The sequence below is a fragment of the Roseibium limicola genome (assembly GCF_017313085.1).
Lineage (GTDB): Bacteria > Pseudomonadota > Alphaproteobacteria > Rhizobiales > Stappiaceae > Roseibium > Roseibium limicola.
This window is the reverse complement of the sequence record NZ_JAFLNF010000004.1, coordinates 430,856-451,870: the sequence shown is the minus strand read 5'-3', so window position 1 is coordinate 451,870 and position 21,015 is coordinate 430,856. Positions and strand designations below refer to the sequence as shown.

Below are 21,015 nucleotides of genomic sequence, written 5' to 3'. Positions count from 1 at the left end.
TAAAATGAATTTCTTATTCCAAACGGTTTTTGCTGGACCTTAGTCTTATTCCCTCAGGGCCAAGCGCCCGGCAACTCAGGCGGTTTCCAGGAATTGTTCCGCTGTTTGCAGGTCCACTGAGACAAGTTGAGAAACACCGCGTTCGGCCATAGTTACCCCGAAAAGCCGGTTCATACGCGCCATCGTGATCGGGTTGTGGGTGATCACAACAAAGCGCGTATTTGTGCGGCTTGCCATCTCATCCAGCAGGTCACAATAGCGCTCCACATTGGCATCATCCAGCGGCGCATCGACCTCATCAAGGACACAGATGGGAGCTGGATTTGTCAGAAACACTGCGAAAATCAACGCCATGGCGGTGAGTGCCTGCTCGCCGCCCGAGAGCAGCGTCATGGTCTGAGGCTTCTTACCCGGTGGTCTGGCGATGATTTCGAGGCCTGCATCGAGCGGATCTTCCGAATCAACGAGCTGCAATTCTGCGGTGCCACCACCGAACAAATGCGTGAACAAACGCTGAAAATGATCATTCACCACACTGAATGACGACAAAAGACGTTCACGTGCCTCCTTGTTGAGGTTCGATATGCCGGTTCGAAGACGGCGAATCGCTTCGATCAGATCGTCTCGCTCCGAGGTCAGCGTGCCTCTCTGTTCATCGATCTCGCGCAGCTCCTCTTCTGCGCGCAGGTTCACCCCGCCGAGACGCTCACGCTCGTTCTTCAGTCGATCTAGCTTGCGTTCCACTGCATCCGGATCGGGCAGAGGTGCCCCCTCCTTCAGACCAGCCAGCTCTGGCAGGCCTGAGACCGGCACCTCCAGATCTTCGTCGATGCGGCGCTCGATCGCCTGCTTGCGATCCCTGGCGGCCTCCAGACGCTCCTCGGCCCGAATGCGAACCTCACGGGCAGAGGCGAGGATTTCCAGCGAGGCGCGCGCCAGCCGGTCAATCTCCTGCAGGTCCGTCTCCGCCCGGATCATAGTGTCATCGGCTGCTTTCTTGGCGGCCTCGGCCTTGTCGATCTCGTTAAGCAGGGTCCGGCGCTTGAACTCGATATCTTCAGGCGCCTCCAGCAATTCGGCGCGCTCTTCCATGGCTTGGGTCTTGCGCTCGCGCAGCACCGCAATCTGATCGGCAGCCCGCGCAGCGCGGGTCTTCCAGCCATCGAATTCGCGGGCAATCGAGGTCAGCCGCCGGTCCCGCATGTCTTTTTCCCGCGCCAATCCCTCTGCAACAGCCCTTGCCTCGGCCAGAGCCGCACGTGCCTCCGCCACTTCGCTCTGCAGAGCGGCAATGCGGGTTTCAAAACCTTCGATCTCGGGAGTTGCCTCGAAGCGCTCTTCCGCTTCCATCAGGATCTCACGGGCTTCTTCCGCCTCGGCGCCCAGACGTTCTGCCCGTTCCTGCGCTGACGACTTTCGTGCCGCCAGCTGCGTCATTTGTCGTTCTGCAGTACTCAGGCTGTCACGTGCGCTGGCCAGAGCCCTCTGGCGGTCCCGGACCTGACCTCGTGCGGCCTGTTCGGCTTCTGAGGCCTGACGAACCGCAAGACCTGCCTGCTCCAGCACACCCGCGCTGGTTTCGACGCGAGACGCAGCCATATCGATGCTGTCGGTCAATTCGGCCAGTCGGTTCCTCTGCGCCAGTCGTTGGGCTGCTGGCGTCGGAGCGTCGGCAGCGACCACAAAGCCATCCCAGCGCCACAAGGCGCCATCTTTACTGACGAGGCGCTGACCGGGTTTTAAAAGCTGTTGCAAGCGCGCGCCATCCGCTGATGAAACCAGTCCGACCTGCGCCAACCGCCTGGACAGCGCAGCAGGAGCATCGACCTGAGCTGCCAAGGGGCTCGCCCCCTCGGGCAGGGCCGGATCATGTGCTCCGTCAGGCGCGGCTCCCCAATGGACCGGGGCATCGCTTTCCAGCGGGGCATCGAGATCCTCACCCAATGCTGCACCCAAAGCCGTCTCATAGCCCGGCGCTACCTTCAGGCTGTCGACCGCCGGTTGCCAGTCACCGCCCAGCGCTGCGCTCAAAATGCGCTCAAGGGTTCTCGCTTCGGTTTCCAGAGCCGACAACTGCTTTTCCGCAGCAGCCAACGGGGCGCGGGCTTCCTGCTCGTGCTGACGGGCATCCGTCGTGCGTTCTTCCGCCATTTCTACGGCGGCTTCTGCCTCGGCCAGCTCCTCGCTGGCAAGCTCCATCGCCTCACGGTGCTGATCAATGCCATCGACCTGCGAAAACTCGGTCTCGATATCCGCCAGAGCCTGCTGTGCGGCGGCGGCATCAACCGCAAGTTTTTCCGACCGTTGGCGGGTGTCGGCCACCATCCGGACCAATTGGTTGCGTTCAGCACTGACCCTCGCCTGCTCCGCAGTGAGAACCGACAGCGAGTCTTCCTTGTTGGCCAGGGCTTCCTGAACTTCCTCGACCTTCTCGCGCGCCAACTCTGTGCGCTCGCCCACGGTCTCGTTTTCTTCCATCAGCTCGGCACGTTCTTCCGCCAGCTGTTCCAGAACCTCGTCGTTCTCGGAGACCAGCGCCTGCTCACGGCGAACATCCTCATCGAGCTGAACCAGCCGACGATCCAGATCTTGCAGCTTGTCCTTGATGCGCCGCTCTTCGGAATCGAGTTCGTTGCGGGCAATCACCAGCCGTTGCAGCAAAGCCCCTGCCTTGGCGGCCTCATCGCGCAGTTCCGGCACCTTGTGGGCGGCAATGGCCTGAGTACGCGCGCCCTCTGCCTGCTGGATTGCAGCCTGATTCACTTCGCGCTGCGCTTCGCCAAACTTGGCCTCTGCGTCACTCAACGCATCGCGCGCCTCCGTCCAGCGCAGATAGAGAATGCTCGCTTCGGCGCCGCGAATTTCCGACGAGAGATTCCTGTAACGCGAGGCCTGCCGCGACTGACGGCGCAGGCTGTCCAGCTGACTGTCGATCTGCACCAGCACATCTTCCAGTCGCTCCAGGTTCTGCTCAGCCGCCCGCAGGCGCATTTCCGCTTCCTTGCGCCGGCTGTGCAGCCCGGAGATACCAGCGGCTTCTTCCAGGATCTGGCGACGCGAGGTGGGCTTTGCCGAGATCAGTTCACCGATCTGTCCCTGCCGCACCATCGCAGGAGAGCGGGCGCCGGTGGAGGCATCAGCGAAGAGCAACTGCACATCGCGAGCGCGCACATCCTTGGCGTTGATGCGGTAGTTCGACCCACTTTCCCTCTCAATCCTACGGCTGACTTCCAGCGTGTCTGCATCATTGAACGCCGTCGGGCCACTGCGATCCTGATTATCGAGGAAAAGCGTGACTTCTGCAGTGTTCCTGGCCGGGCGGTTGAGTGATCCGGAAAAGATCACATCATCCATGCCTGAGGCACGCATGTTCTTGTAGGAATTCTCGCCCATGACCCAACGCAGGGCTTCGACAAGATTGGACTTGCCACAGCCATTGGGCCCGACGACACCGGTCAGCCCCCTGCCGATGACGAATTCCATCGGATCAACGAAAGATTTGAAACCGACAACCCGGAGCTTGGAGAACTTCATGCAAGCTCTCCCCAAAGATCACTGGCAGACCTGCAGCGCCGCGGAAATGGGGGAGCGCTTGTCAGCCGCTTGCCAGCTGACAAGCGATAGAAACGTAAATCAGAAAAAACAGGGGCGGTCGGGAGTGCTCCCCCGACCGCGGAAGCAAACTCAGAGATTTTCCTCGATGATCTTGGACAGATCGTCAATCGTCAGAGCCCCGGAGTGTTTTTCGCCGTTGATAAAGAACGTCGGAGTGGAATCGACACCGAAGGTGTTTGCACCGCGTTCCCGCACCGCATTCACTGCGTCAAGCAGGCCCTGGTTTGTCAAGCACTCCTCGAAGGACTCCTGTGTAAATCCGAGCTGCTTGGAGAATTTCAGCAGGGAATTATAAGGATTGTCGGTGAAGGCCCAGCTGCGCTGCTCGTGGAACATCACGTCGATGATGTCGAAATACTTTTCTTCCGGGGAACAGCGCGCCAGCATGAAGCCTGCGGCGGCAACCTGATCGAGCGGAAACTCCCGCATGATGAAGCGCACCTTGCCGGTGTCAATGTACTGCTTCTTCAGCTCCGGATAGGTGTTCTTGTGGAAGTTGGCGCAATGGCCACACGTCATGGAGGCATATTCAACGATCGTCACAGGAGCGTCTTCAGAGCCGAGCACCTTGTCGCCCAGCGGGCCGGGCTTCAGCAGCTCGTCTGCGTCCACAGTCTGTGCCAGCGCCAATCCAGGCACGGAGGCGACAGCTGCAACCAGCGCCAGAGCGGATGCGGTTTGAAGGAAGGATCTACGAGAAACGCTCACGGGCCAATTCCTGTTGCTGTTTTTTTCCAATACCAGAGGCCAATGTCGCCTCCGTCCCCCCTGCAAACGGGCGGAATTCTCAAAGTGATGTGCCCTGTCCGGGAACAGGCGTCAACTGGAGAGCAGAATTATGGCCGTTGTTGGAAGAGCGCAATCATCTGAGGGGAAAATTGACAAGGGTTCACGGGATGGTGAAGAGACCGCCGGACCATGTCAGCCCGAATTGAAGGAAGCGGTGCTTCTCAAAGCAGCCAGCCGCTGGATACCAGACTTGTTAGCCAGCACCGGTTTTATCGTGCGCGATCACCTGTTCGCCCAACTTGCGCAGCGCCTCTCGCAGCCGGTCATTTTCAACCCCCTGCACCTGACGGTCGACGCGAGATTTTTCGTCCGTCGACAACGGCCGGGACGAGACGGGTAGCGTCCCTACTCGCTGCGTAACCGGCTTCTGGTTGATCTTGATGCGATTGACCGCTGCCCAGCCAAAGAATGCGTTGATACGCTCAATGATCTGCGGGGTTTCGTGCGACAGCATCAGTGCGGTTGGACCATCCGTATGGACCACCAGCGTTGCTGGTTCTGCAATGTCCTCGCCGTCCGCATTCTTGCGACGTGGCCAGGAAAGACGATCGGGCTGCACTCTTTTGCCATATCTCGGACCTACGATCTCAGGCCAGGCGGCGACGATGTCGACAGACGCAAACCCGCGCTTGCGGCACAATGGCGTCATCGCCTTGCCGATCAGATCCGCAAGGGTCTTGGGTTTGCTCAACGAGTGTTTGCTCGCGCGAACGTTCCCCTTGCTGTCGTCAGGGGAAGCAGGAGCAGCGTTCTCTTTAGCTGTGGCGCCTACATAAGTAATCGCACATCTCCTTTTCGAAATCAGAAGGACAGTCACTCGCGTAACCTACCGCCATCTGAAAGATCAGGTCTCTCCAACATGCTCATGAGCAATGAGCCCTTCTCCAGACTCTTCACCTTCTACATTTATTGAGTCAAAAAAAAGACCTAATTGCCGAGACCATACCGTGAACAGGTTGTGCCCAGGGTTTTCCCCAAGCCGTTTAACGCCCTGACTTGCAACATTCTTGCAGACGGGCAGTGTGCAACGATGAGCTCTTCTTCGCGCACCTCGGAACTACTTGCCTGGTATGATCGCCATGCTCGCACCCTGCCATGGCGAGTTTCTCCCAAGGCACAGGCGGCGGGTGAGCGGGCCGATCCGTATCGCATCTGGTTGTCTGAGGTCATGCTGCAGCAAACGACAGTGGCAGCCGTAAAAGACTATTATCTCAAGTTTTTGCAGCTGTGGCCTACGGTCGAAGATCTGGCCAAGGCCCCCGAAGAAGATGTGATGAAAGCCTGGGCTGGACTGGGCTACTACTCGCGCGCCCGCAATCTTAAGAAATGTGCCGAAACGGTTGAGTTCGAACTGCATGGCCGCTTCCCCGACACGGAAGAGGGGTTGTGCACCCTGCCCGGCATCGGCCCCTACACGGCGGCCGCCATTTCCGCCATTGCCTTCAACCGTCCTGCAGCGGTTGTGGACGGCAATGTGGAGCGGGTTCTGTCCCGGTTGTATGAAATCACCACGCCTCTGCCGAACGCCAAGCCAGAGATCAAGGCCGGGATGGCAAAGCTGACGCCTTTTGATCGCCCCGGAGATTTCGCCCAGGCGGTCATGGACCTCGGCGCCACCATCTGCACCCCGAAGAACCCAGCCTGTGTTCTCTGCCCATGGACAGCAAACTGCAAAGCGCGCCTGTCCGGAACAGCACAGACGCTGCCACGCAAACTGCCGAAAAAGCAAAAGCCGACACGGGCGGGAAGTGCCTTTGTGCTGCTGCGCCCCGCTGATGGCGCCGTCTTGCTCCGCCGCCGCCCGCCCAAAGGTCTGCTTGGCGGCATGACGGAAGTGCCGGGAACCGAATGGGCTGTCGACTTCGACACAGCAAGCTCTCTCGACTTTGCGCCGGTCGCAGCTGACTGGCACAAACGTCTGGCGGTGGTGAAGCACACCTTCACGCATTTCCATCTCGAGCTGACCATCTGGCGAGCCCCTGCCCCTGCCGGCTACACACCCCCTGAAGGGCACTGGTGGTCTTCACGCGACATGCTGGATGACGAGGCTTTGCCCACCGTGATGCGCAAGGCGGTGACTGCTGGAGTGGAGTAAAATCCCTCCGGCTTCCTCACCTGCACCTCCCCTGGCCCGCCCGCTATGGCTTACGCATTTCCGCCACTCATTCCGATAAGGCGAAGGTGGCGGCATGTGTTTGCCGTCAAAGCAATAATCGGTTGCATATTTCGCTTGCCTAAACCGTCAATCGAGCGCCTTTGCACAAGTCTGACTTCACCCGGCTTTTCAGGGCGCACCGCATGTTCAATCACACTCTTCCTGCCTTGCTCTCCAAAGCTGAGAGCCGGGAGATCATTCGCCTGGCAGAGGTCGCCGGGCAGACCCAGGGCGGCCTTGTCGGCGGCCAGCGGCATGACAACATCCGCCGCGCCCGGATCAGCTGGTTGAATGACCAGGGCGATGCGGCCTGGGTGATGAGCCGTATTCTGCAAGGCGTGGCAGATGCCAACCGTCAGGCTTTTCAATTCGACATCACCGACTTCAAGGAACGCCTGCAAGTCGCCTGTTATGATGAAAGCGATGAGGGCCACTACGACTGGCACTCCGACATCGGTGACGGGCCATTGGCGCGCCTGCGCAAACTGACGATTGTCGCCCAGCTGTCGGAAGCCGACACCTATGAAGGTGGCAATCTGGAGCTGGCGCTCGGCAACCATGGTCAGCCGGCCTCTCGCGACATTGGCGTGGCAACCGTTTTTGCCAGCTTCCTGCAGCACCGGGTTCAGCCTGTCAGCCGCGGCAAGCGCTATTCTCTGACCTGCTGGTGTCACGGGCCCAAATTTCGCTGAACCCGCCTGCATTTTCGCGCTTAGATGCCAGGTTCGCTCAGCCGAATTACAACCTATCGTTCATTGTAGCGTGAAAATCTTGCCCGCACATCAAAGCAGGACTGGACTTAAAACGTAGAATAGTTCTAAAGTAGCGGCATCTTGAGACCTCAAAGCGGAGGCTACTGCCATGAAGGGCAATGAAAAAGTTATCGAACGGTTGAATGAGGCCCTGTTCCTGGAACTTGGCGCAATCAACCAGTACTGGTTGCACTACCGCCTTCTTGCCGACTGGGGTTTTGCCCGGCTGGCGAAGAAGGAACGCGAAGAATCCATCGAAGAGATGCAGCACGCGGACAAGATTACCGACCGCATCATCTTCCTTCAGGGCCACCCGAACATGCAGAAGCTCGCGCCTCTGCGGATCGGCCAGGACATCAAGGAAGTTCTCGAGTGCGATCTCGCTGGCGAATATGATGCGCGCGCTTCCTACACGAAGTCCCGCGACATCTGTAACGAAGAAGGCGACTACGTCTCCATGAAGCTGTTCGAACAGCTGCTGATGGACGAAGAAGGCCACATCGACTTCCTCGAAACGCAGCTTGAGCTTCTGGAAAAGATTGGCGTCGAACGCTACGGCCAGCTCAACGCGGCTCCGGCTGACGAAGCCGAATAAGGCCCCTTAGTCGCCCCATCGACATGAAATTCAAAAACGCGACCTCCGACGAGGCCGCGTTTTTTGTTTGCCATCTATACGTTTGAGGTCGGCCGCAAGCGGCTTAGGCTGCGGCGTCGTCCCGGGACCACGCAAACTTCTGGAACGGCTTGTCGACTGGCGTGTTGGCCAGATGATTGGTGTAGTTGGACATGATCTTCTGCGAATAACCGAGGACCACTTCGAGGATGTTCTGCCGAGTGAAACCGGCATCGAGGAACGCCTGAACGTTCTGGTCGGAAACATTGCCGTGATCACGCACGAGGCTCAACGTGAAATCACGCAGGGCTTCCAAGCGGGCATTCGGAAGCGGCGCCTGATCCCGCAAGGCATTAGTGATGGCGTCATCGACGCCCATGCTTTTGGCAATGCCTGTATGGGCGGGAACGCAGTAATGGCACTCATTCTCTACATTGACTGTTTGCCAGACGACAGTGAGCTCGTCCTTGTCGAAGCTCGACTCCGTAAACAGCTGATGAACGGTCTGATAGGCTTCCAGAAGGCCCGGTGCTTCTGCCATGACGGCATGCAAGCCCGGGATCATGCCATAGGCTGTGTTGGATTTCTCCAGCAGCGGCTTACTGGCTTCAGGTGCGCTTTCCAGATCGTGCAGTGTGAATTCGGTCATGATCGATGTCCTTCTGATTTGGCGCGGACGCCGTTTCGTTGACAGGACGTATATGGCGACTTTGAGTGATCACTCAATATCATATTTGAGCGATCACTCAAACGTGAGAAAAGCAAGTTGGAAGTTCGGGAAGACAACCCGGCACAACTCCCCTATTTATAAGAAATCATGGAACGCCAACGACCTTATGACCGCGAGAAAGCGCTGGATGCCGCACTTCTGCTCTTCTGGGAGCGGGGCTATCACGCCACATCCCTGAAAGATCTCGAGGCTGCCTTGAAAATGAAGCCCGGCAGTATCTATGCGGCTTTCACCAACAAGGAGACATTGTTCTCCCTGGCGCTGAAAAGGTATTTCGAAAAGAACTACGACGAATTCCGCGCCGCAATGGAGCAGGCGTCTTCGCCGTTGGGCGGGCTCGCCGACTTCCTGCGAAGTCTCGGCACCCTGCAACAAGACAATCCGAAATGCCGGGCCTGCATGCTGGTCAAAACGCTACTCAACACCACGGCGGAGGAACCAGCCATCGCCAGTCAGGCCGGCGGTTATCTGGATCAGATGGAGGCGGAAATGGCCGCCGCCTTCCAAAAGGCAATTGATCTGGGAGAATTGCCCCAGACCGCCAATCCGCAGCGGCTGGCCCGCCGTTTTCAGTCCGACCTCACCTCGCTGAAAATCGAAGCCTATCGCGGTGTGCCGGCGGCGGACCTCATGAACTCGGCTGAAGAGCTGGCGCAAGAGCTGGAAGCCCTGCGCCAGACTTTATAGGCCGCTCTACTGGAACGCGGTTTCGGCGAAGCTTCTGAGTTTGCGGGAATGCAGGCTTTCGGGTGGCATATTACGAAGTTGTTCCAGAGCGCGAATGCCGATTTCCAGATGCTGCGAGACCTGGCGCTTGTAGAAATCCGTCGCCATGCCCGGCAGTTTCAGCTCGCCGTGCAGCGGCTTGTCGGAGATGCACAGCAGCGTCCCGTAAGGCACCCGGAAGCGGAAACCGTTGGCGGCGATCGTCGCGGATTCCATGTCCAGCGCAATGGCACGCGATTGCGAAAACCGCTGGACGATGCCCTTCTGGTCCCAGAGTTCCCAATTGCGGTTGTCGATGGAGCCGACGGTGCCCGTCCGCATGACCCGTTTCAACTCGTAGCCGTCATAGCCAGTGACCTCGGCCACGGCATCTTCCAGCGCGACCTGCACCTCGGCCAGAGGCGGGATCGGAACCCAGGTCGGCAGATCTTTGTCGAGCACGTTGTCCTCACGCACATAGCCATGGGCCAGTACGTAATCGCCGAGCTTCTGGCTGGTGCGCAGACCTGCGCAATGACCAAGCATCAGCCAGACATGCGGCCGCAGCACGGCGATATGGTCGGTGATGGTCTTGGCGTTGGAGGGGCCGACACCGATATTGACCATGGTGATGCCGGCGCTGTCCTTGCGCTTCAGATGATAGGCCGGCATTTGCGGCAATTTGGCCGGGGCGACGCCGCTGGAAGGCTCAACACCGCCGGCAAGTGTTGTCAGATTGCCCGGCTCGACGAAGGCCTCGTAACCACTGTCGGGATCCCCTAAAAGCTCGTGCGACATGCGGCAGAATTCATCAATGTAGAACTGATAGTTGGTGAAGAGCACATAGTTCTGAAAGTGCTCGGCAGCCGTCGCTGTATAATGCTGCAGGCGGTGGAGTGAATAATCTACCCGCGGAGCCGTAAAGGACGCCAGCGGCAGCACACCATTGGTGGACTCATAAGTGCCATTGGCAATGGAATCGTCCATCACCGACAGGTCCGGCAGGTCAAAGAAGTCTGCCAGCGGCAATTCCAGATTGGCCGCCGCCGCGCCGCCCTCCACGTGTGTGCCGTCATAGAAAGCGAAATGAAGCGGAATAGGCATGTCCGACGCACCAATCAAAACAGGCGTCTCATGATTCTTCATCAGCAGCGAAATCTGCACCTTGAGATAGTCACGAAACAGATCCGGCCGGGTGATGGTGGTGGCATGCTGTCCCGGACCGGAGACGAAGCCGTAGGCAAGCCGACTGTCGAGGCGCGCATGGCTCTCCGTCTCCATCCTCACTTCCGGATAAAAAGCCCGCACCCGCCCTGGCTTGTCCTTGCCCCCGATCAGGTCCTGAAACGCGTTTCTGAGAAACGCCGTGTTGGTTTCAAAGATCTCGATCAGCCGGTCGACGGCCTTGTCGGCGTCGTCAAAAGGCTCGAAGGGAAATTCAGGAGAAAGCTCTAAGGACCGGGTGGAGGCGGTTCCCCCAAAGTAGGATGCGATGCTCATTCAAGGCTCCAGATTCTTGTTGTTATCTCCATCAGCATCCTTGCCAAGAGACCTTAGGTCAATCCCGCTTTCTTGAAGTTTTTCCGACAGTTTCAACAACCCGCGCCGCCGTTTTATGTTGCCTATGCCTCGACACAAAGATAGCCGGTCAGACCGGTCTTTTGATGTTCGATCACGTGGCAATGAAAGGCCCAGTCGCCTGGATTGTCGGCCACCAGCGCCACTTCCATCGTCTCTCCTTCGCGCAGCAGGGCAGTATCCGTGAGAAGCTGCGGCAGCGGGCGCTTGTTGGAACGCAGCAGGCGGAAGGTCATGCCGTGCAGATGGATGGGATGATCGTTCGGCGTTTCATTGCGCAGCCGCAGAATATAGCTCTTGCCCTTTTTCATCACCGCCAGCGGCGCAATCGGGTCTGGCGTGTCGCCTTCCCAGGCGACACGGTTGATGGACCAGAAGGTATAGCCAAGCGTTCCACAAATGCTGGCGACCGGAGGAGCGCCTTCCGGCGACCAGCCGAAGAGGAAGTCGATCACCTCGGCATTGGCCAGGTCTGGCTCGGCAATCGGATTGAGTGGCAGCGGTTTCAGCTCACGCAAGGTGCGCCCTGCACTTGGGCCAACAGCCCGGAAGCGGGCCAGCACCTTTGGCCCTTTGGAAGTTCGCCTGGTCAGCAGAACCTCCTCACCTTCCCGATCGGGCACGCGCAAGGCAACATCGGCGCGTTGTCCCGGTGCAATCAGAATATTCGACGCGCCAATGGGGATCGGCAGCGGGTTGGAGTCCAGCGCGATGACCTTGGCATCATCCATGGCAAGCGGTGTATCGCCGGACACCAGATCATACGTGCCGACGCGGGTCACATCGGTGACCGCAAGCCGCAGCCTTGTCAGACTTCCCGCCGGAAGATCATAGACAGGCTGCTCCTGCCAATTAACCGTTGAGACCGTGCCGAGCGTTCCGCCACGTGCGGCACTTCTGGGCTTGAACAGAGAGATGAACTGTCCATCCCGCCCGAGCCGGAAATCCCTCAGGTTCAACGGCAGGTCCTGATCGAAGCCCACCGGCTCCGCTTCCTCCACTACCAGAACGCCCGTCAGGCCGCGCGCCATCTGCTCCAGGGTGTTGCAATGGGGGTGATACCAATAGGTGCCGGCGTCATGCGAGGTCAATTCATAGCGAAAGCTGTCACCCGCCTCGATCGGTCGCTGGGTGAGATAGGGCACGCCATCCATGCCATTGGGCACCCGTAGCCCATGCCAGTGGACAATCGAAGCTTCCTTCAATTTGTTGACCACATCAATGCGCGCAGTCACACCCTGCTGGAGACGAATGACCGGCGGCAAGCCACCGTCGGCAAAGCTCATCATGCCCTCGGTGACGGTCCCCGGCATGATCGCTGCGCGGTGGGGGGCGATGGGCAGGGTCAGGTCCGGTGCGGTGGCGCGGGCTGCCGTCAGCCCACCGGCGGCAGCTGCCGAGACAACAGCTCCGCCTCCGATCAACAATTCGCGGCGCGACACTATGGACATGGGGGATATCTCTGCTTTCTCATTCACGAGTTTCAGACCGAGGAGGGGCGTCCGCTGCAACTGCCGTGGCCGAGACACATGACAGTCGTTGTCCGAAACCTGATTTCCTGTCTCAGATTTATCGTAAACGCACCCTGGAGATTCAAGCTCTGTTTGTGCGGCATGGGCGCACAGACAAGTTTCGCGTCGGGCCTGGGAAAAAATCCTGAGAAAGTTTTGTCCCAGATCAGACCACCCGATTTAACCATTGATCACCGCCTTTCGAGCGGCCACCGGGAAAAAACTGCCTGTTTCCGCCGGATTTGCATGGGACACTCGGTTAACCTCCCTTAAAGCTTTTACCAATGTAAACAAACTATTGATTTAGAAGTAATTTTTGACCCAGCGACTTAACGCCTGATTTACCAAACTCGGTAACCATGACACTTGAAATTGCGTGAGGTATTGCGTCGCAATGAGAGTTCTGCGTACCGGGGTGTCCCCTGTGGCACCCCACACAAATCCTGAGCCTGCCGCGTCGAAAGATCCGGCTTGGTTCGACACCATCATGAAGGGCGACTGTGTAGCCGCCCTGAACAAGTTGCCGTCGAAATCGGTAGACTTGGTCTTCGCGGACCCGCCCTACAATCTACAGCTGGGCGGCGATCTGCACCGGCCTGATCAGTCAAAGGTGGATGCCTGTGACGATCACTGGGACCAGTTCGAAAGTTTCGAAGCCTATGATGACTTCACCCGCGCCTGGCTTCTGTCAGTCCGTCGCGTGATGAAGGACGACGGCTCACTGTATGTGATCGGCTCCTATCACAACATCTTCCGCGTTGGCGCGATCCTTCAGGATCTCGGCTTCTGGATCATGAACGACATCGTGTGGCTGAAGTCCAACCCGATGCCGAACTTCCGAGGCATGCGGTTTACCAACGCTCACGAGACCATCATCTGGGCAACCAAGTCGAAGACGGCCAAGCCGACCTTCAACTACGATGCCCTGAAGACGTTCAATGACGATCTTCAGATGCGTTCCGACTGGCACCTCCCCTTGTGTACCGGTTCAGAACGGCTGAAGGACGATCAGGGCGACAAGGTCCATCCGACCCAAAAGCCGGAGAGCCTGCTTTACCGGGTGCTTACCGCCTCGTCCAATCCGGGCGATGTAGTGCTCGACCCCTTCTTCGGCACTGGAACCACCGGCGCCGTGGCGAAAAAACTCGGCCGACACTACGTCGGTGTCGAGCGAGAACAAGACTATATCGATGCAGCCACGGCTCGCATCGCTGCGATCGACACCGCAGAGGGCGCCAGTCTGGAAATGCAGAAGGGCAAACGCGCCGAGCCGCGTATCCCTTTCGGCAATCTGCTCGAAAGCGGGATGATCGAACCGGGCGCCGAGTTGTCATCTGCCAATGGCAAGCATCTGGCCGTGGTTCGGGCGGATGGCTCTCTGAAATCCGGCGGCTTCACCGGCTCCATCCACAAGGTTGGTGCCATGGTGCAGGGGCAGACATCGTGCAATGGCTGGACCTACTGGCACATCAAGAATGGCCGCAAACTGTCACCGATTGACGACTTGCGAACCGAGATCAGATCCCGTCTGCGCGTATAAGCAGAGCAACGGGTAAACACCTCGCGATCCCCGCGGGATTAGACTGACTTAGCCCGGTTCTTTTCGAAGAGCCGGGCTTTTTTCTGTTTTCAACATGCCTCCAAACCCCAGATGCACAGGATTCCGCCAACGCTGCCGGGCATTTCTACCGCGTTAACCCCACTGTCAAAAGTCGCTACGTCAAGTACACCTACTGGTGTAGGAAGAAGGTCATTGCACCCTAGTGGACGGACTTGATGTCAGGCTGGAACTCTACAACGAAAATCTACACTTTTGCGGCTGTAGCGCTGCTCTGCCTTGTCCTCACCGTTCGCGGAATGCTGCCTGATACGCAGCATGTCTATCTGGAGACATTCGACAACAAGACCATCGATGAAGTCATTGGCGGACGGTTTGTCGAAAAGCCGACCGATCCGACATGGCGGGACCGTCACGCCAAAAAATACTGGTCCTTCTCGACCGATGGCCACCGGATGGTCTGGAAGAACACCCAGCATCCGAACAGCACGCATTTCCTTGATATTCCCTGGATCGCTTATGACGATGGCATACGCCTCTTTGCCGTGAACGGAGCCGATATCTCCGTCACCGTTAAGGCTCAAACCAGGGGCCGGGGCGGCGCGGGCGTGCTGATCGGCTCTGGAATGTCGGGCCACTATTGGCTCTTCGTCGTGGACGGAAACGGCAACTACCATCTTCTGCGCAAGATGGGCCGTAATTTACAACCGGCCACGCGCGCCCGACATCCAGCCATCAAGATGGGCGCCGACAACCGGATTTCCTACGTGCGAACCGAAGACACCCATATCTTCAGCGTCAATGGCGAGGAGGTGCTGCGCGTCCCGAATATCGAACGACGGCATGCCCTCAACGGCGTCGGAATCGGGGCCTTCGGGAAGGGCAGCTACGAATTTGACGATCTGAAGATCACTCAGTCGGAAGAAAACCTAGAATCGCTGGGACAGGCCATTCTCTCTTTCTAGGAATTTCCAAGGTCTGCTCCCCGGATGCCAGCCTCACGCCGACGGCCTTTGCCGTCGACCATGTGCGCCCGCCGCGAGACAGTTGTAGTCTGAAACCACGGTTTGCGGCATTGCATCATTTTTCGTTCCAGTGCAAAGCTGGGCACTTGCGAACAGGACCGGTCAAGGCATCGCCTGGCGCACAGAATTTTCTAGACGTGACACCACGGACGCCCCCTCATGAAGATAAACCCTCCCCTGATCGCGCTTGCGATCGGCGCCTTCGGTATTGGCGTCACCGAGTTTTCCCCGATGGGGATGTTACCGGTGATTGCCGACGATCTCGGGGTCTCTATCCCGCGCGCCGGCATGCTGGTCAGTGCCTATGCCATCGGCGTGTTGATCGGGGCGCCGCTGATGACACTGGGCTTTGCCCGGATGGGACGGCGCAGCCTTCTGCTTCTCTGCCTGGCGCTTTTCACCATCGGCAACCTGATGTCGGCATTTGCCGACAGCTACATGACCTTGCTTATCAGCCGTGTCGTCACCTCCTTCAACCATGGGGCGTTCTTCGGTGTCGGCGCAGTTGTTGCTGCCTCCATCGTTCCACCGCACAAGCGCGCCAGCGCGGTCTCAGCCATGTTCACCGGCCTGACGATTGCCACCATCGGCGGCGTGCCGCTGGCCACTCTGGTTGGTGAGACCATCGGCTGGCGGCCGGCATTTTTCGGTACTGCTGTCATTGGCCTGATCGCGATGGTCTCCCTGCGCTTCTCGCTGCCGCCGATGAAGTCGGAAGTGAAAGCCGACATGATGGCGGAGCTGAAGGTGCTGGTACGAGGCAATGTGCTTTCCGTGCTGCTGCTGACCGTGGTCTCCTCGAGCGCGATGTTTGTCGTCTTCACCTATATCGCACCGATCCTGAAGGAAGAAACCGGGGCGTCAGCTGGCTTCGTCACTGCCATGCTGGTCGTCTATGGCACCGGACTTGCCATCGGCAATCTGGTGAGTGGTCGACTGTCCGACATTTCCATGGACGGCACGTTGATCGGTTCGCTTCTCAGCGTCGCGGTGCTTCTGGTCCTGTTTTCCTTCACCATGGACATTGCCTGGGCCGTTGTGCCGATCATCTTCTTCTGGGGAATGGCCACCTTCGCTCTGGTTCCTCCCCTGCAGGTGAAGGTCGTGACAGAGGCCGCCGATGCCCCGAACCTGGCCTCGGCCATGAACCAGGGTGCTTTCAATCTGGGCAACGCCATCGGGGCGGCTCTCGGCGGGGGCGTCATCGATGCCGGCCTCGGCTATCCGGCTGTTGCACTGGCCGGTGCCGGGATGGCGCTTTCCGGGCTGATTTTTGCCCTGACCTTGCGCCAATGGGCAAAGGCAAAGGCCCGGCTTGCGGCGTCTCACGCCTGAACCAAGCCGTGATATGGACCGTCAGTTGCGCAGGTCTTTCGCCAAGGCTTCAGCGATTTGCGCAATCGCCTTGTTGCGTTGCTTGAAAGAGGCCTTGGTCTCGGTCAGATAAATCGCGATGACCACTGGGACATGGTCTTGCGGCCAGACCACGGCAATGATCGAGCGGGATCCATATCCACCAGCGCCGGTCCGGTCACCAACCTTCCAGCCCTTGGGAACCCCAGCGCGCACCAGATCGCCGGCCACCTGGTTGCCGACCAGCCAGGCCGTCATCTTGGCCGTGGTTGCCGGTTCCAGCACATTGCCGAACACCAGACGCGCCAGGGTGGATGAGGACTCCAACGGCGTGGTTGTGTCACGCTCATCTCCCGGACGGGCTTCATTCAACTCCGGTTCGGTTCGGTCCAGCCGGGACTTTTGCGCGCCGATGTCCCGCATGAAAGCGGTAAAGCCTTCAGGCCCGCCAACCGCATCCAATATGATGTTTGCCGCCGTGTTGTCACTGACCGTCATGGCCGCATTGCACAGCCCGTCCAGGGTGATGCCGAGCCCGCCGACCCGGTTTTTGGTGATAGGCGAATGGGGGACAATATCCGCGTCCTCGATCTTCACCGCACTGCGCAGATCCACCAGCTTGTGATCTGCCTTGTACAGCAGGGCCGCGCAGGCAAAGGCCTTGAAAGTGCTGTTGAAAGGAAACCGCTGATCGGCATTGTGCTGCCAGAGTTTGCTGCCCTTGGCATCAACGACCGAAACGCCGACGCGAGCCTGCAAGCTTTCTTCCACCGCTGCGACTTCACCTGGCAAAGCCCTGGCCTGAAAGCTGTCGGCGTAAACGGCTCCCGACCACAGGGCGGGGGTGGTGCAGCCGATGAAGACCGCCAAGCCCTTGCCGAAACGGGAGAGGGGAAAAGAGCGGAAAAAGCTTCTCATTGCGGTGGGGTACCTGTGGGTTGACTGGAAATGATGGCGCGGATGAAAGCGCGATGGTCACTGTTTCCTGAAAGCACCTGTCTGGCAACAGACCTTCAAGATCGGAAATGGGGCGGATCACGTTTTGGCGATCCGGGCGTCCTCTTGTGCAAACTCCCGAAACCCGCCGAAGGATCCCTGAAGGGAAAACACCATGGCCCTGTCTCTGCTGGAAATCGCCCTCGTGGCCCGGCTGATCGTGCATGGCGGGGGGAGAAACTCCCCCTCTTCCCCCGACCTCGGCAAACCCCGACCAGACGAGGATCTTGAAATGCCGACCGCCACCCCGATTGCCACCATCTCCCCCGCCAACCGCCTATTCGGCAGCGCCACGCTCAATGCTCAGCGCGACGGCTTCAATCCGGATCGTGTGCCCAGCACCTACTACATGAATGCTACCGGTGAGTTCGCGCGCCTGCGGCCGCTGCACAAGGACGGCTTTGCTTTATTGCGCCATCAGACGCGAACAGTCGGCATCTACACCGGCGACTGGGACAGCACCCGGACCTTTACCTGGAACCAGCAGAACAACGGCAATATCGTTTTCCGCGACCTGGGGAATTCTGCGGCCAACATTGCCAACGCCATCACCGCTCTGACCCAGGGCGCGACGCTGACGACCGCCCAGGTGCAGCAGCACAATGCCGCTGCAGCTCAGCAACCCCACCTGGACAAGGCCGTTGCCTATGTCACCGATGGAAGCCTCGCCGGGTGCTTTGTCGGCGGTGACCAGCAAATCACCCTGAACGAATACCATCCGATGTCGGTGGTCGACGCAAGCAGTGGAAATTCCACCAACTTTCACACCGGTCATGTGCTGCTGACTGCACCAACCGTCGCAGAGTTCTACGATCAGAACTTCCCCGGCATGTTGGTGCAACTGATGCAGCTGGGTCAGTCGCCGCAGTCCATCGCGGTGGATCTCGCTCCGCGCGGCCGGTCGATCACCGTGCCGATCATGTCCAATGTGCAGTATTTCCCGGTGAAGATGTTCCCAACACCGGAGGATCAGTCCGCCCTGGTTCGCGCCATGATCATGAGCTTCGTCTGAGTTGACCGTTCCAATGAGGGCCAATGGAGAAAACCAACGGCCAAAGCCGTGTGAGGTCTGGCGGGGAGCAGCTCTCACACGGCTTTGGCCCGGCGGCTGTCTGTTGCGCTTTACCGGAAAGCCAGAAGCGCCTTGCGGCGTTTTCCCACGGCCAGGGAAAGTTGATCGTCCACCTTCAGATCGCCAACCGAGATCTTGCGCCGCGGGTCTTCGATCACCTGAGAATTCAGCCGCACGCCACCGGCCTCGACCAGGCGCCAGGCCTCGCTTGTGGTCTGGGCAAAGCCGACGTGAACCAGCAACTGCAGCAGGCCCAAACCATCGGCCAGATGGCTCAGGTCCATATGATGGGTCGGCTCGGCCAGATCGCCCTCACCGGCAAACAGCTTGTCGCCCTGCTCGCGGGCATGGCGGGCCTCTTCCGCTCCGTGAACAATGGCCGTCACCTGGGTCGCCAGGATTTTCTTCGCCTCGTTCAGTTCTGCCCCTTCAAGTGAAGACAAGCGCAAGACTTCGCTCATCGGCAGCTCGGTGAAAAGACGCAAGAAACGCGGCACATCCGCATCAGCAGTATTGCGCCAGAACTGCCAGAAGCCGAAGGGCGAAAGATGCTCAGGGTGAAGCCAGACAGCGCCGGCAGCCGTCTTGCCCATCTTGGTGCCGGAAGCGGTGGTGATCAGCGGAACGGTCAAGCCGAAGAGCTGCTTGCCATCGCCTTTGCGCCCCAGCTCGACGCCGTTGATGATGTTGCCCCACTGGTCGGATCCACCGACCTGCAAGGCGCAGTCATGACGTCGGGACAGCTCGAGAAAATCCACCGCCTGAAGCATCATGTAGCAGAATTCCAGCACGGTCAGCGGCATCTGTGCCTCCAGCCGCGACTTGACGCTGTCGAAGGTCATCATGCGGTTGACCGTGAACTGACTGCCGAACTCACGCAGGAATTCGAGGAAGCGGAATTCGGTCAACCACTCGGCGTTGTTGACGATACGCGCCCCGTCCTCTCCACGAAAATCGATCAGCCGTTCGACCGAATGGCGAATGCCGGTGATGTTGGCGGCAATCTGCTCGTCACCGAGCAGCGGGCGGGCTTCATTGCGGAAGCTCGGATCGCCAACCTGAGAGGTGCCGCCGCCAAGCAGCAGGATCGGCTTATGACCGAGTTTCTGCAGCCAGCGCATGGTCATCAACGGCATCAAATGGCCGACATGCAGACTGGACGCCGTCGCATCAAACCCGGCGTAGGCCGTCACCTGACCATCTGCAAGCCGGGCATCGAGGGCTTCCAGATCGGTACATTGGTGCACCAATCCGCGCTCCAGCAGAACCTGCAGGGCTTCGGACTTGAGTTTCGTCGCCGGCTTTCCGGCTTCCACGATGTGCTTGGTCATTTTCGGCATTCCTGTTTCATTCGGGCTTTTGGGGCCTGTCCTGTCAGGATGCCTTTGAAACCAAAAAGCCGCCTGACGCGGCGGCTTTTGGAGGTTTCTTAAGTGAGCAAGATCCTACGTAGCCGCCGGTATGGAGGTCACATAATAAAAATACACGAATGTCGCGGTCATCTTGGTCATGGGCAGGAGTGTTGCGACAAGACGATCCTGCTGTCAAGCAGCAATTGAGCCAATCGAACCGGCGGCCGATCCGATCTTCCAATCCATTCAGCACAAACAGCGCTGCGAGGCGGGCCTGCAGCGTTGATCAGAATGTGGTTTGTCCTCGGTTGCCTACCGGCCCAAAAGGGCACGGAGTGGCGGGACGCGCCAGGCCTTGCCAGCGCTTCAGTGTTGAAACTTGTTTCTTCGGCAAAGACAGCTCGTCCCGCCCGAGAATTTTTTGAGCTCCCGCGTGACGCACTGCGGTTCCGGCTCTGTGGTGTCTCCCCTGGGAGACCAGCACCGGCAGTCGGAACAGGGAATGCATGCGCGGTCGGACTGCTTCAACCGTCTGGGCAGGAGCCTTGATCCGGAAAGCGGTTCGTTACTCCGGCTCTCCCGATCCAACCCGTCCCGCCCGTGCCAGAGGACGGTCCCCCGGCACCCGTTGTTGAGCGGGAACTGCACCAGAATACCGCTGTTTTCCGTGACGGGGATAAGTTTATTCGAACGGCGAATTTCTTCGCCTTTTCAATTGGATAAATCTCCCGACACGTGGATTTCCAATTTTCCCCATGCCTCCTGCCTCTTCTCACTCCCCTCCCCACCGCCGTCATCCTCGGGCTTGACCCGAGGATCCATGCCGTTAGATCCCGGCATACTCAGGTATCCCCGAGAGGAGGCGCAACGGCGTGGATGCCATGGTCGAGCCATGGCATGACGGAGGGGGTGGGTTGGCCCGAGACGTGAGGCGTGATGGAGAGGTGGGTTGAGAGGTGGGGTTGAGAGATTGGCACATTTCTCCCCTCCCCACCGCCGTCATCCTCGGGCTTGACCCGAGGATCCATGCCGCTACTCAGCGGCATGCTCAGGTCTCCCGAGGAAGAGAGGCAACGGCGTGGATGCCATGGTCGAGCCATGGCATGACGCAGAGGTTGGGGACGAGACAAGTGCCGACAAGAAATAACCGCGAAAATGCAAAAAGCCCGACGAGAGAGAGCCGGGCTTTTCTTGATGGTACACCGCGATTG

The 21,015-nt window shown here is 58.9% G+C and carries 17 protein-coding genes; 8 read left to right on the top strand and 9 right to left on the bottom strand.

Annotated features, from left to right (window positions below; all coding sequences use genetic code 11):
- Positions 1-75: 75 nt before the first annotated feature.
- The 3 genes from J0X15_RS11915 to J0X15_RS11905 form a co-directional block, all read right to left on the bottom strand.
- Positions 76-3,534: a chromosome segregation SMC family protein gene (locus tag J0X15_RS11915; protein WP_206940927.1), complete on the bottom strand. Its 3,459-nt coding sequence runs from the start codon at positions 3,532-3,534 to the stop codon at positions 76-78.
- 150 nt (positions 3,535-3,684) lie between these two features.
- Complete coding sequence (locus tag J0X15_RS11910; protein ID WP_206940925.1) at positions 3,685-4,323, bottom strand: DsbA family protein; 639 nt, start codon at positions 4,321-4,323, stop codon at positions 3,685-3,687.
- A 274-nt stretch (positions 4,324-4,597) separates the two neighbouring features.
- Complete coding sequence (locus tag J0X15_RS11905) at positions 4,598-5,095, bottom strand: DUF721 domain-containing protein (RefSeq protein WP_209015271.1); 498 nt, start codon at positions 5,093-5,095, stop codon at positions 4,598-4,600.
- A 339-nt stretch (positions 5,096-5,434) separates the two neighbouring features.
- Here J0X15_RS11905 and mutY point away from each other — a divergent pair, with 339 nt between their 5' ends.
- From mutY to bfr, 3 genes are all read left to right on the top strand, one after another.
- Positions 5,435-6,499, top strand: a complete 1,065-nt coding sequence (gene mutY, locus J0X15_RS11900) for an A/G-specific adenine glycosylase (protein WP_206940922.1) — start codon at positions 5,435-5,437, stop codon at positions 6,497-6,499.
- A gap of 203 nt (positions 6,500-6,702) precedes the next feature.
- Positions 6,703-7,251 carry a 2OG-Fe(II) oxygenase gene (locus J0X15_RS11895; protein ID WP_206940919.1) on the top strand — a complete coding sequence of 183 codons (549 nt, stop codon included), beginning with the start codon at positions 6,703-6,705 and terminating at the stop codon, positions 7,249-7,251.
- Positions 7,252-7,420: 169 nt separating this feature from the next.
- Positions 7,421-7,906, top strand: coding sequence for a bacterioferritin (gene bfr / locus J0X15_RS11890; RefSeq protein WP_206940918.1), 486 nt, complete (start codon positions 7,421-7,423; stop codon positions 7,904-7,906).
- Between the two features lie 103 nt (positions 7,907-8,009).
- Here the strand turns inward: bfr and J0X15_RS11885 are convergent, their stop codons facing one another.
- Entirely contained in the window at positions 8,010-8,573 is a 564-nt protein-coding gene (locus J0X15_RS11885) for a carboxymuconolactone decarboxylase family protein (protein WP_206940916.1), read from the bottom strand.
- Between the two features lie 168 nt (positions 8,574-8,741).
- Here J0X15_RS11885 and J0X15_RS11880 point away from each other — a divergent pair, with 168 nt between their 5' ends.
- Positions 8,742-9,341 carry a TetR/AcrR family transcriptional regulator gene (locus tag J0X15_RS11880; protein ID WP_206940914.1) on the top strand — a complete coding sequence of 200 codons (600 nt, stop codon included), beginning with the start codon at positions 8,742-8,744 and terminating at the stop codon, positions 9,339-9,341.
- A gap of 6 nt (positions 9,342-9,347) precedes the next feature.
- Here J0X15_RS11880 and J0X15_RS11875 read toward each other — a convergent pair whose 3' ends face one another.
- Positions 9,348-10,859, bottom strand: a complete 1,512-nt coding sequence (locus J0X15_RS11875) for an AMP nucleosidase (RefSeq protein WP_206940912.1) — start codon at positions 10,857-10,859, stop codon at positions 9,348-9,350.
- 122 nt (positions 10,860-10,981) lie between these two features.
- Positions 10,982-12,388, bottom strand: coding sequence for a multicopper oxidase family protein (locus J0X15_RS11870; protein ID WP_206940910.1), 1,407 nt, complete (start codon positions 12,386-12,388; stop codon positions 10,982-10,984).
- A 454-nt stretch (positions 12,389-12,842) separates the two neighbouring features.
- Between J0X15_RS11870 and J0X15_RS11865 the strand changes: the two genes are divergently transcribed.
- The 3 genes from J0X15_RS11865 to J0X15_RS11855 all read left to right on the top strand — a co-directional run bounded on the left by J0X15_RS11865 (position 12,843) and on the right by J0X15_RS11855 (position 16,366).
- Positions 12,843-13,988 (top strand): site-specific DNA-methyltransferase, encoded by a 1,146-nt coding sequence (locus J0X15_RS11865; protein WP_206940908.1) that lies wholly within the window; start codon positions 12,843-12,845, stop codon positions 13,986-13,988.
- Between the two features lie 236 nt (positions 13,989-14,224).
- Positions 14,225-14,971: a hypothetical protein gene (locus J0X15_RS11860; protein ID WP_206940906.1), complete on the top strand. Its 747-nt coding sequence runs from the start codon at positions 14,225-14,227 to the stop codon at positions 14,969-14,971.
- A gap of 219 nt (positions 14,972-15,190) precedes the next feature.
- Positions 15,191-16,366, top strand: a complete 1,176-nt coding sequence (locus tag J0X15_RS11855; RefSeq protein ID WP_206940904.1) for an MFS transporter — start codon at positions 15,191-15,193, stop codon at positions 16,364-16,366.
- A 21-nt stretch (positions 16,367-16,387) separates the two neighbouring features.
- Here J0X15_RS11855 and bla read toward each other — a convergent pair whose 3' ends face one another.
- Complete coding sequence (gene bla, locus J0X15_RS11850) at positions 16,388-17,302, bottom strand: class A beta-lactamase (RefSeq protein ID WP_206940902.1); 915 nt, start codon at positions 17,300-17,302, stop codon at positions 16,388-16,390.
- Positions 17,303-17,495: 193 nt separating this feature from the next.
- Here bla and J0X15_RS11845 point away from each other — a divergent pair, with 193 nt between their 5' ends.
- Positions 17,496-18,392, top strand: coding sequence for a hypothetical protein (locus tag J0X15_RS11845; RefSeq protein ID WP_206940900.1), 897 nt, complete (start codon positions 17,496-17,498; stop codon positions 18,390-18,392).
- Between the two features lie 110 nt (positions 18,393-18,502).
- On the opposite strand, the gene tyrS is transcribed toward J0X15_RS11845, so the two are convergent.
- Positions 18,503-19,783, bottom strand: a complete 1,281-nt coding sequence (gene tyrS, locus J0X15_RS11840; protein WP_206940898.1) for a tyrosine--tRNA ligase — start codon at positions 19,781-19,783, stop codon at positions 18,503-18,505.
- Positions 19,784-20,646: 863 nt separating this feature from the next.
- Entirely contained in the window at positions 20,647-20,850 is a 204-nt protein-coding gene (locus J0X15_RS11835) for a hypothetical protein (RefSeq protein ID WP_206940896.1), read from the bottom strand.
- Positions 20,851-21,015 lie beyond the last annotated feature (165 nt).

What these genes read in the sequence shown, in the direction of transcription:
- J0X15_RS11870 (WP_206940910.1), bottom strand. Translation starts at nt 12,388, where the DNA reads ATGTCCATAGTGTCGCGCCGCGAATTGTTGATCGGAGGCGGAGCTGTT.
- J0X15_RS11875 (WP_206940912.1), bottom strand. Translation starts at nt 10,859, where the DNA reads ATGAGCATCGCATCCTACTTTGGGGGAACCGCCTCCACCCGGTCCTTA.
- mutY (WP_206940922.1), top strand. Translation starts at nt 5,435, where the DNA reads ATGAGCTCTTCTTCGCGCACCTCGGAACTACTTGCCTGGTATGATCGC.
- bla (WP_206940902.1), bottom strand. Translation starts at nt 17,302, where the DNA reads ATGAGAAGCTTTTTCCGCTCTTTTCCCCTCTCCCGTTTCGGCAAGGGC.
- J0X15_RS11865 (WP_206940908.1), top strand. Translation starts at nt 12,843, where the DNA reads ATGAGAGTTCTGCGTACCGGGGTGTCCCCTGTGGCACCCCACACAAAT.
- bfr (WP_206940918.1), top strand. Translation starts at nt 7,421, where the DNA reads ATGAAGGGCAATGAAAAAGTTATCGAACGGTTGAATGAGGCCCTGTTC.
- J0X15_RS11860 (WP_206940906.1), top strand. Translation starts at nt 14,225, where the DNA reads ATGTCAGGCTGGAACTCTACAACGAAAATCTACACTTTTGCGGCTGTA.
- tyrS (WP_206940898.1), bottom strand. Translation starts at nt 19,783, where the DNA reads ATGACCAAGCACATCGTGGAAGCCGGAAAGCCGGCGACGAAACTCAAG.
- J0X15_RS11880 (WP_206940914.1), top strand. Translation starts at nt 8,742, where the DNA reads ATGGAACGCCAACGACCTTATGACCGCGAGAAAGCGCTGGATGCCGCA.
- J0X15_RS11845 (WP_206940900.1), top strand. Translation starts at nt 17,496, where the DNA reads ATGGCCCTGTCTCTGCTGGAAATCGCCCTCGTGGCCCGGCTGATCGTG.
- J0X15_RS11885 (WP_206940916.1), bottom strand. Translation starts at nt 8,573, where the DNA reads ATGACCGAATTCACACTGCACGATCTGGAAAGCGCACCTGAAGCCAGT.
- J0X15_RS11835 (WP_206940896.1), bottom strand. Translation starts at nt 20,850, where the DNA reads ATGCCGCTGAGTAGCGGCATGGATCCTCGGGTCAAGCCCGAGGATGAC.
- J0X15_RS11895 (WP_206940919.1), top strand. Translation starts at nt 6,703, where the DNA reads ATGTTCAATCACACTCTTCCTGCCTTGCTCTCCAAAGCTGAGAGCCGG.
- J0X15_RS11915 (WP_206940927.1), bottom strand. Translation starts at nt 3,534, where the DNA reads ATGAAGTTCTCCAAGCTCCGGGTTGTCGGTTTCAAATCTTTCGTTGAT.
- J0X15_RS11855 (WP_206940904.1), top strand. Translation starts at nt 15,191, where the DNA reads ATGAAGATAAACCCTCCCCTGATCGCGCTTGCGATCGGCGCCTTCGGT.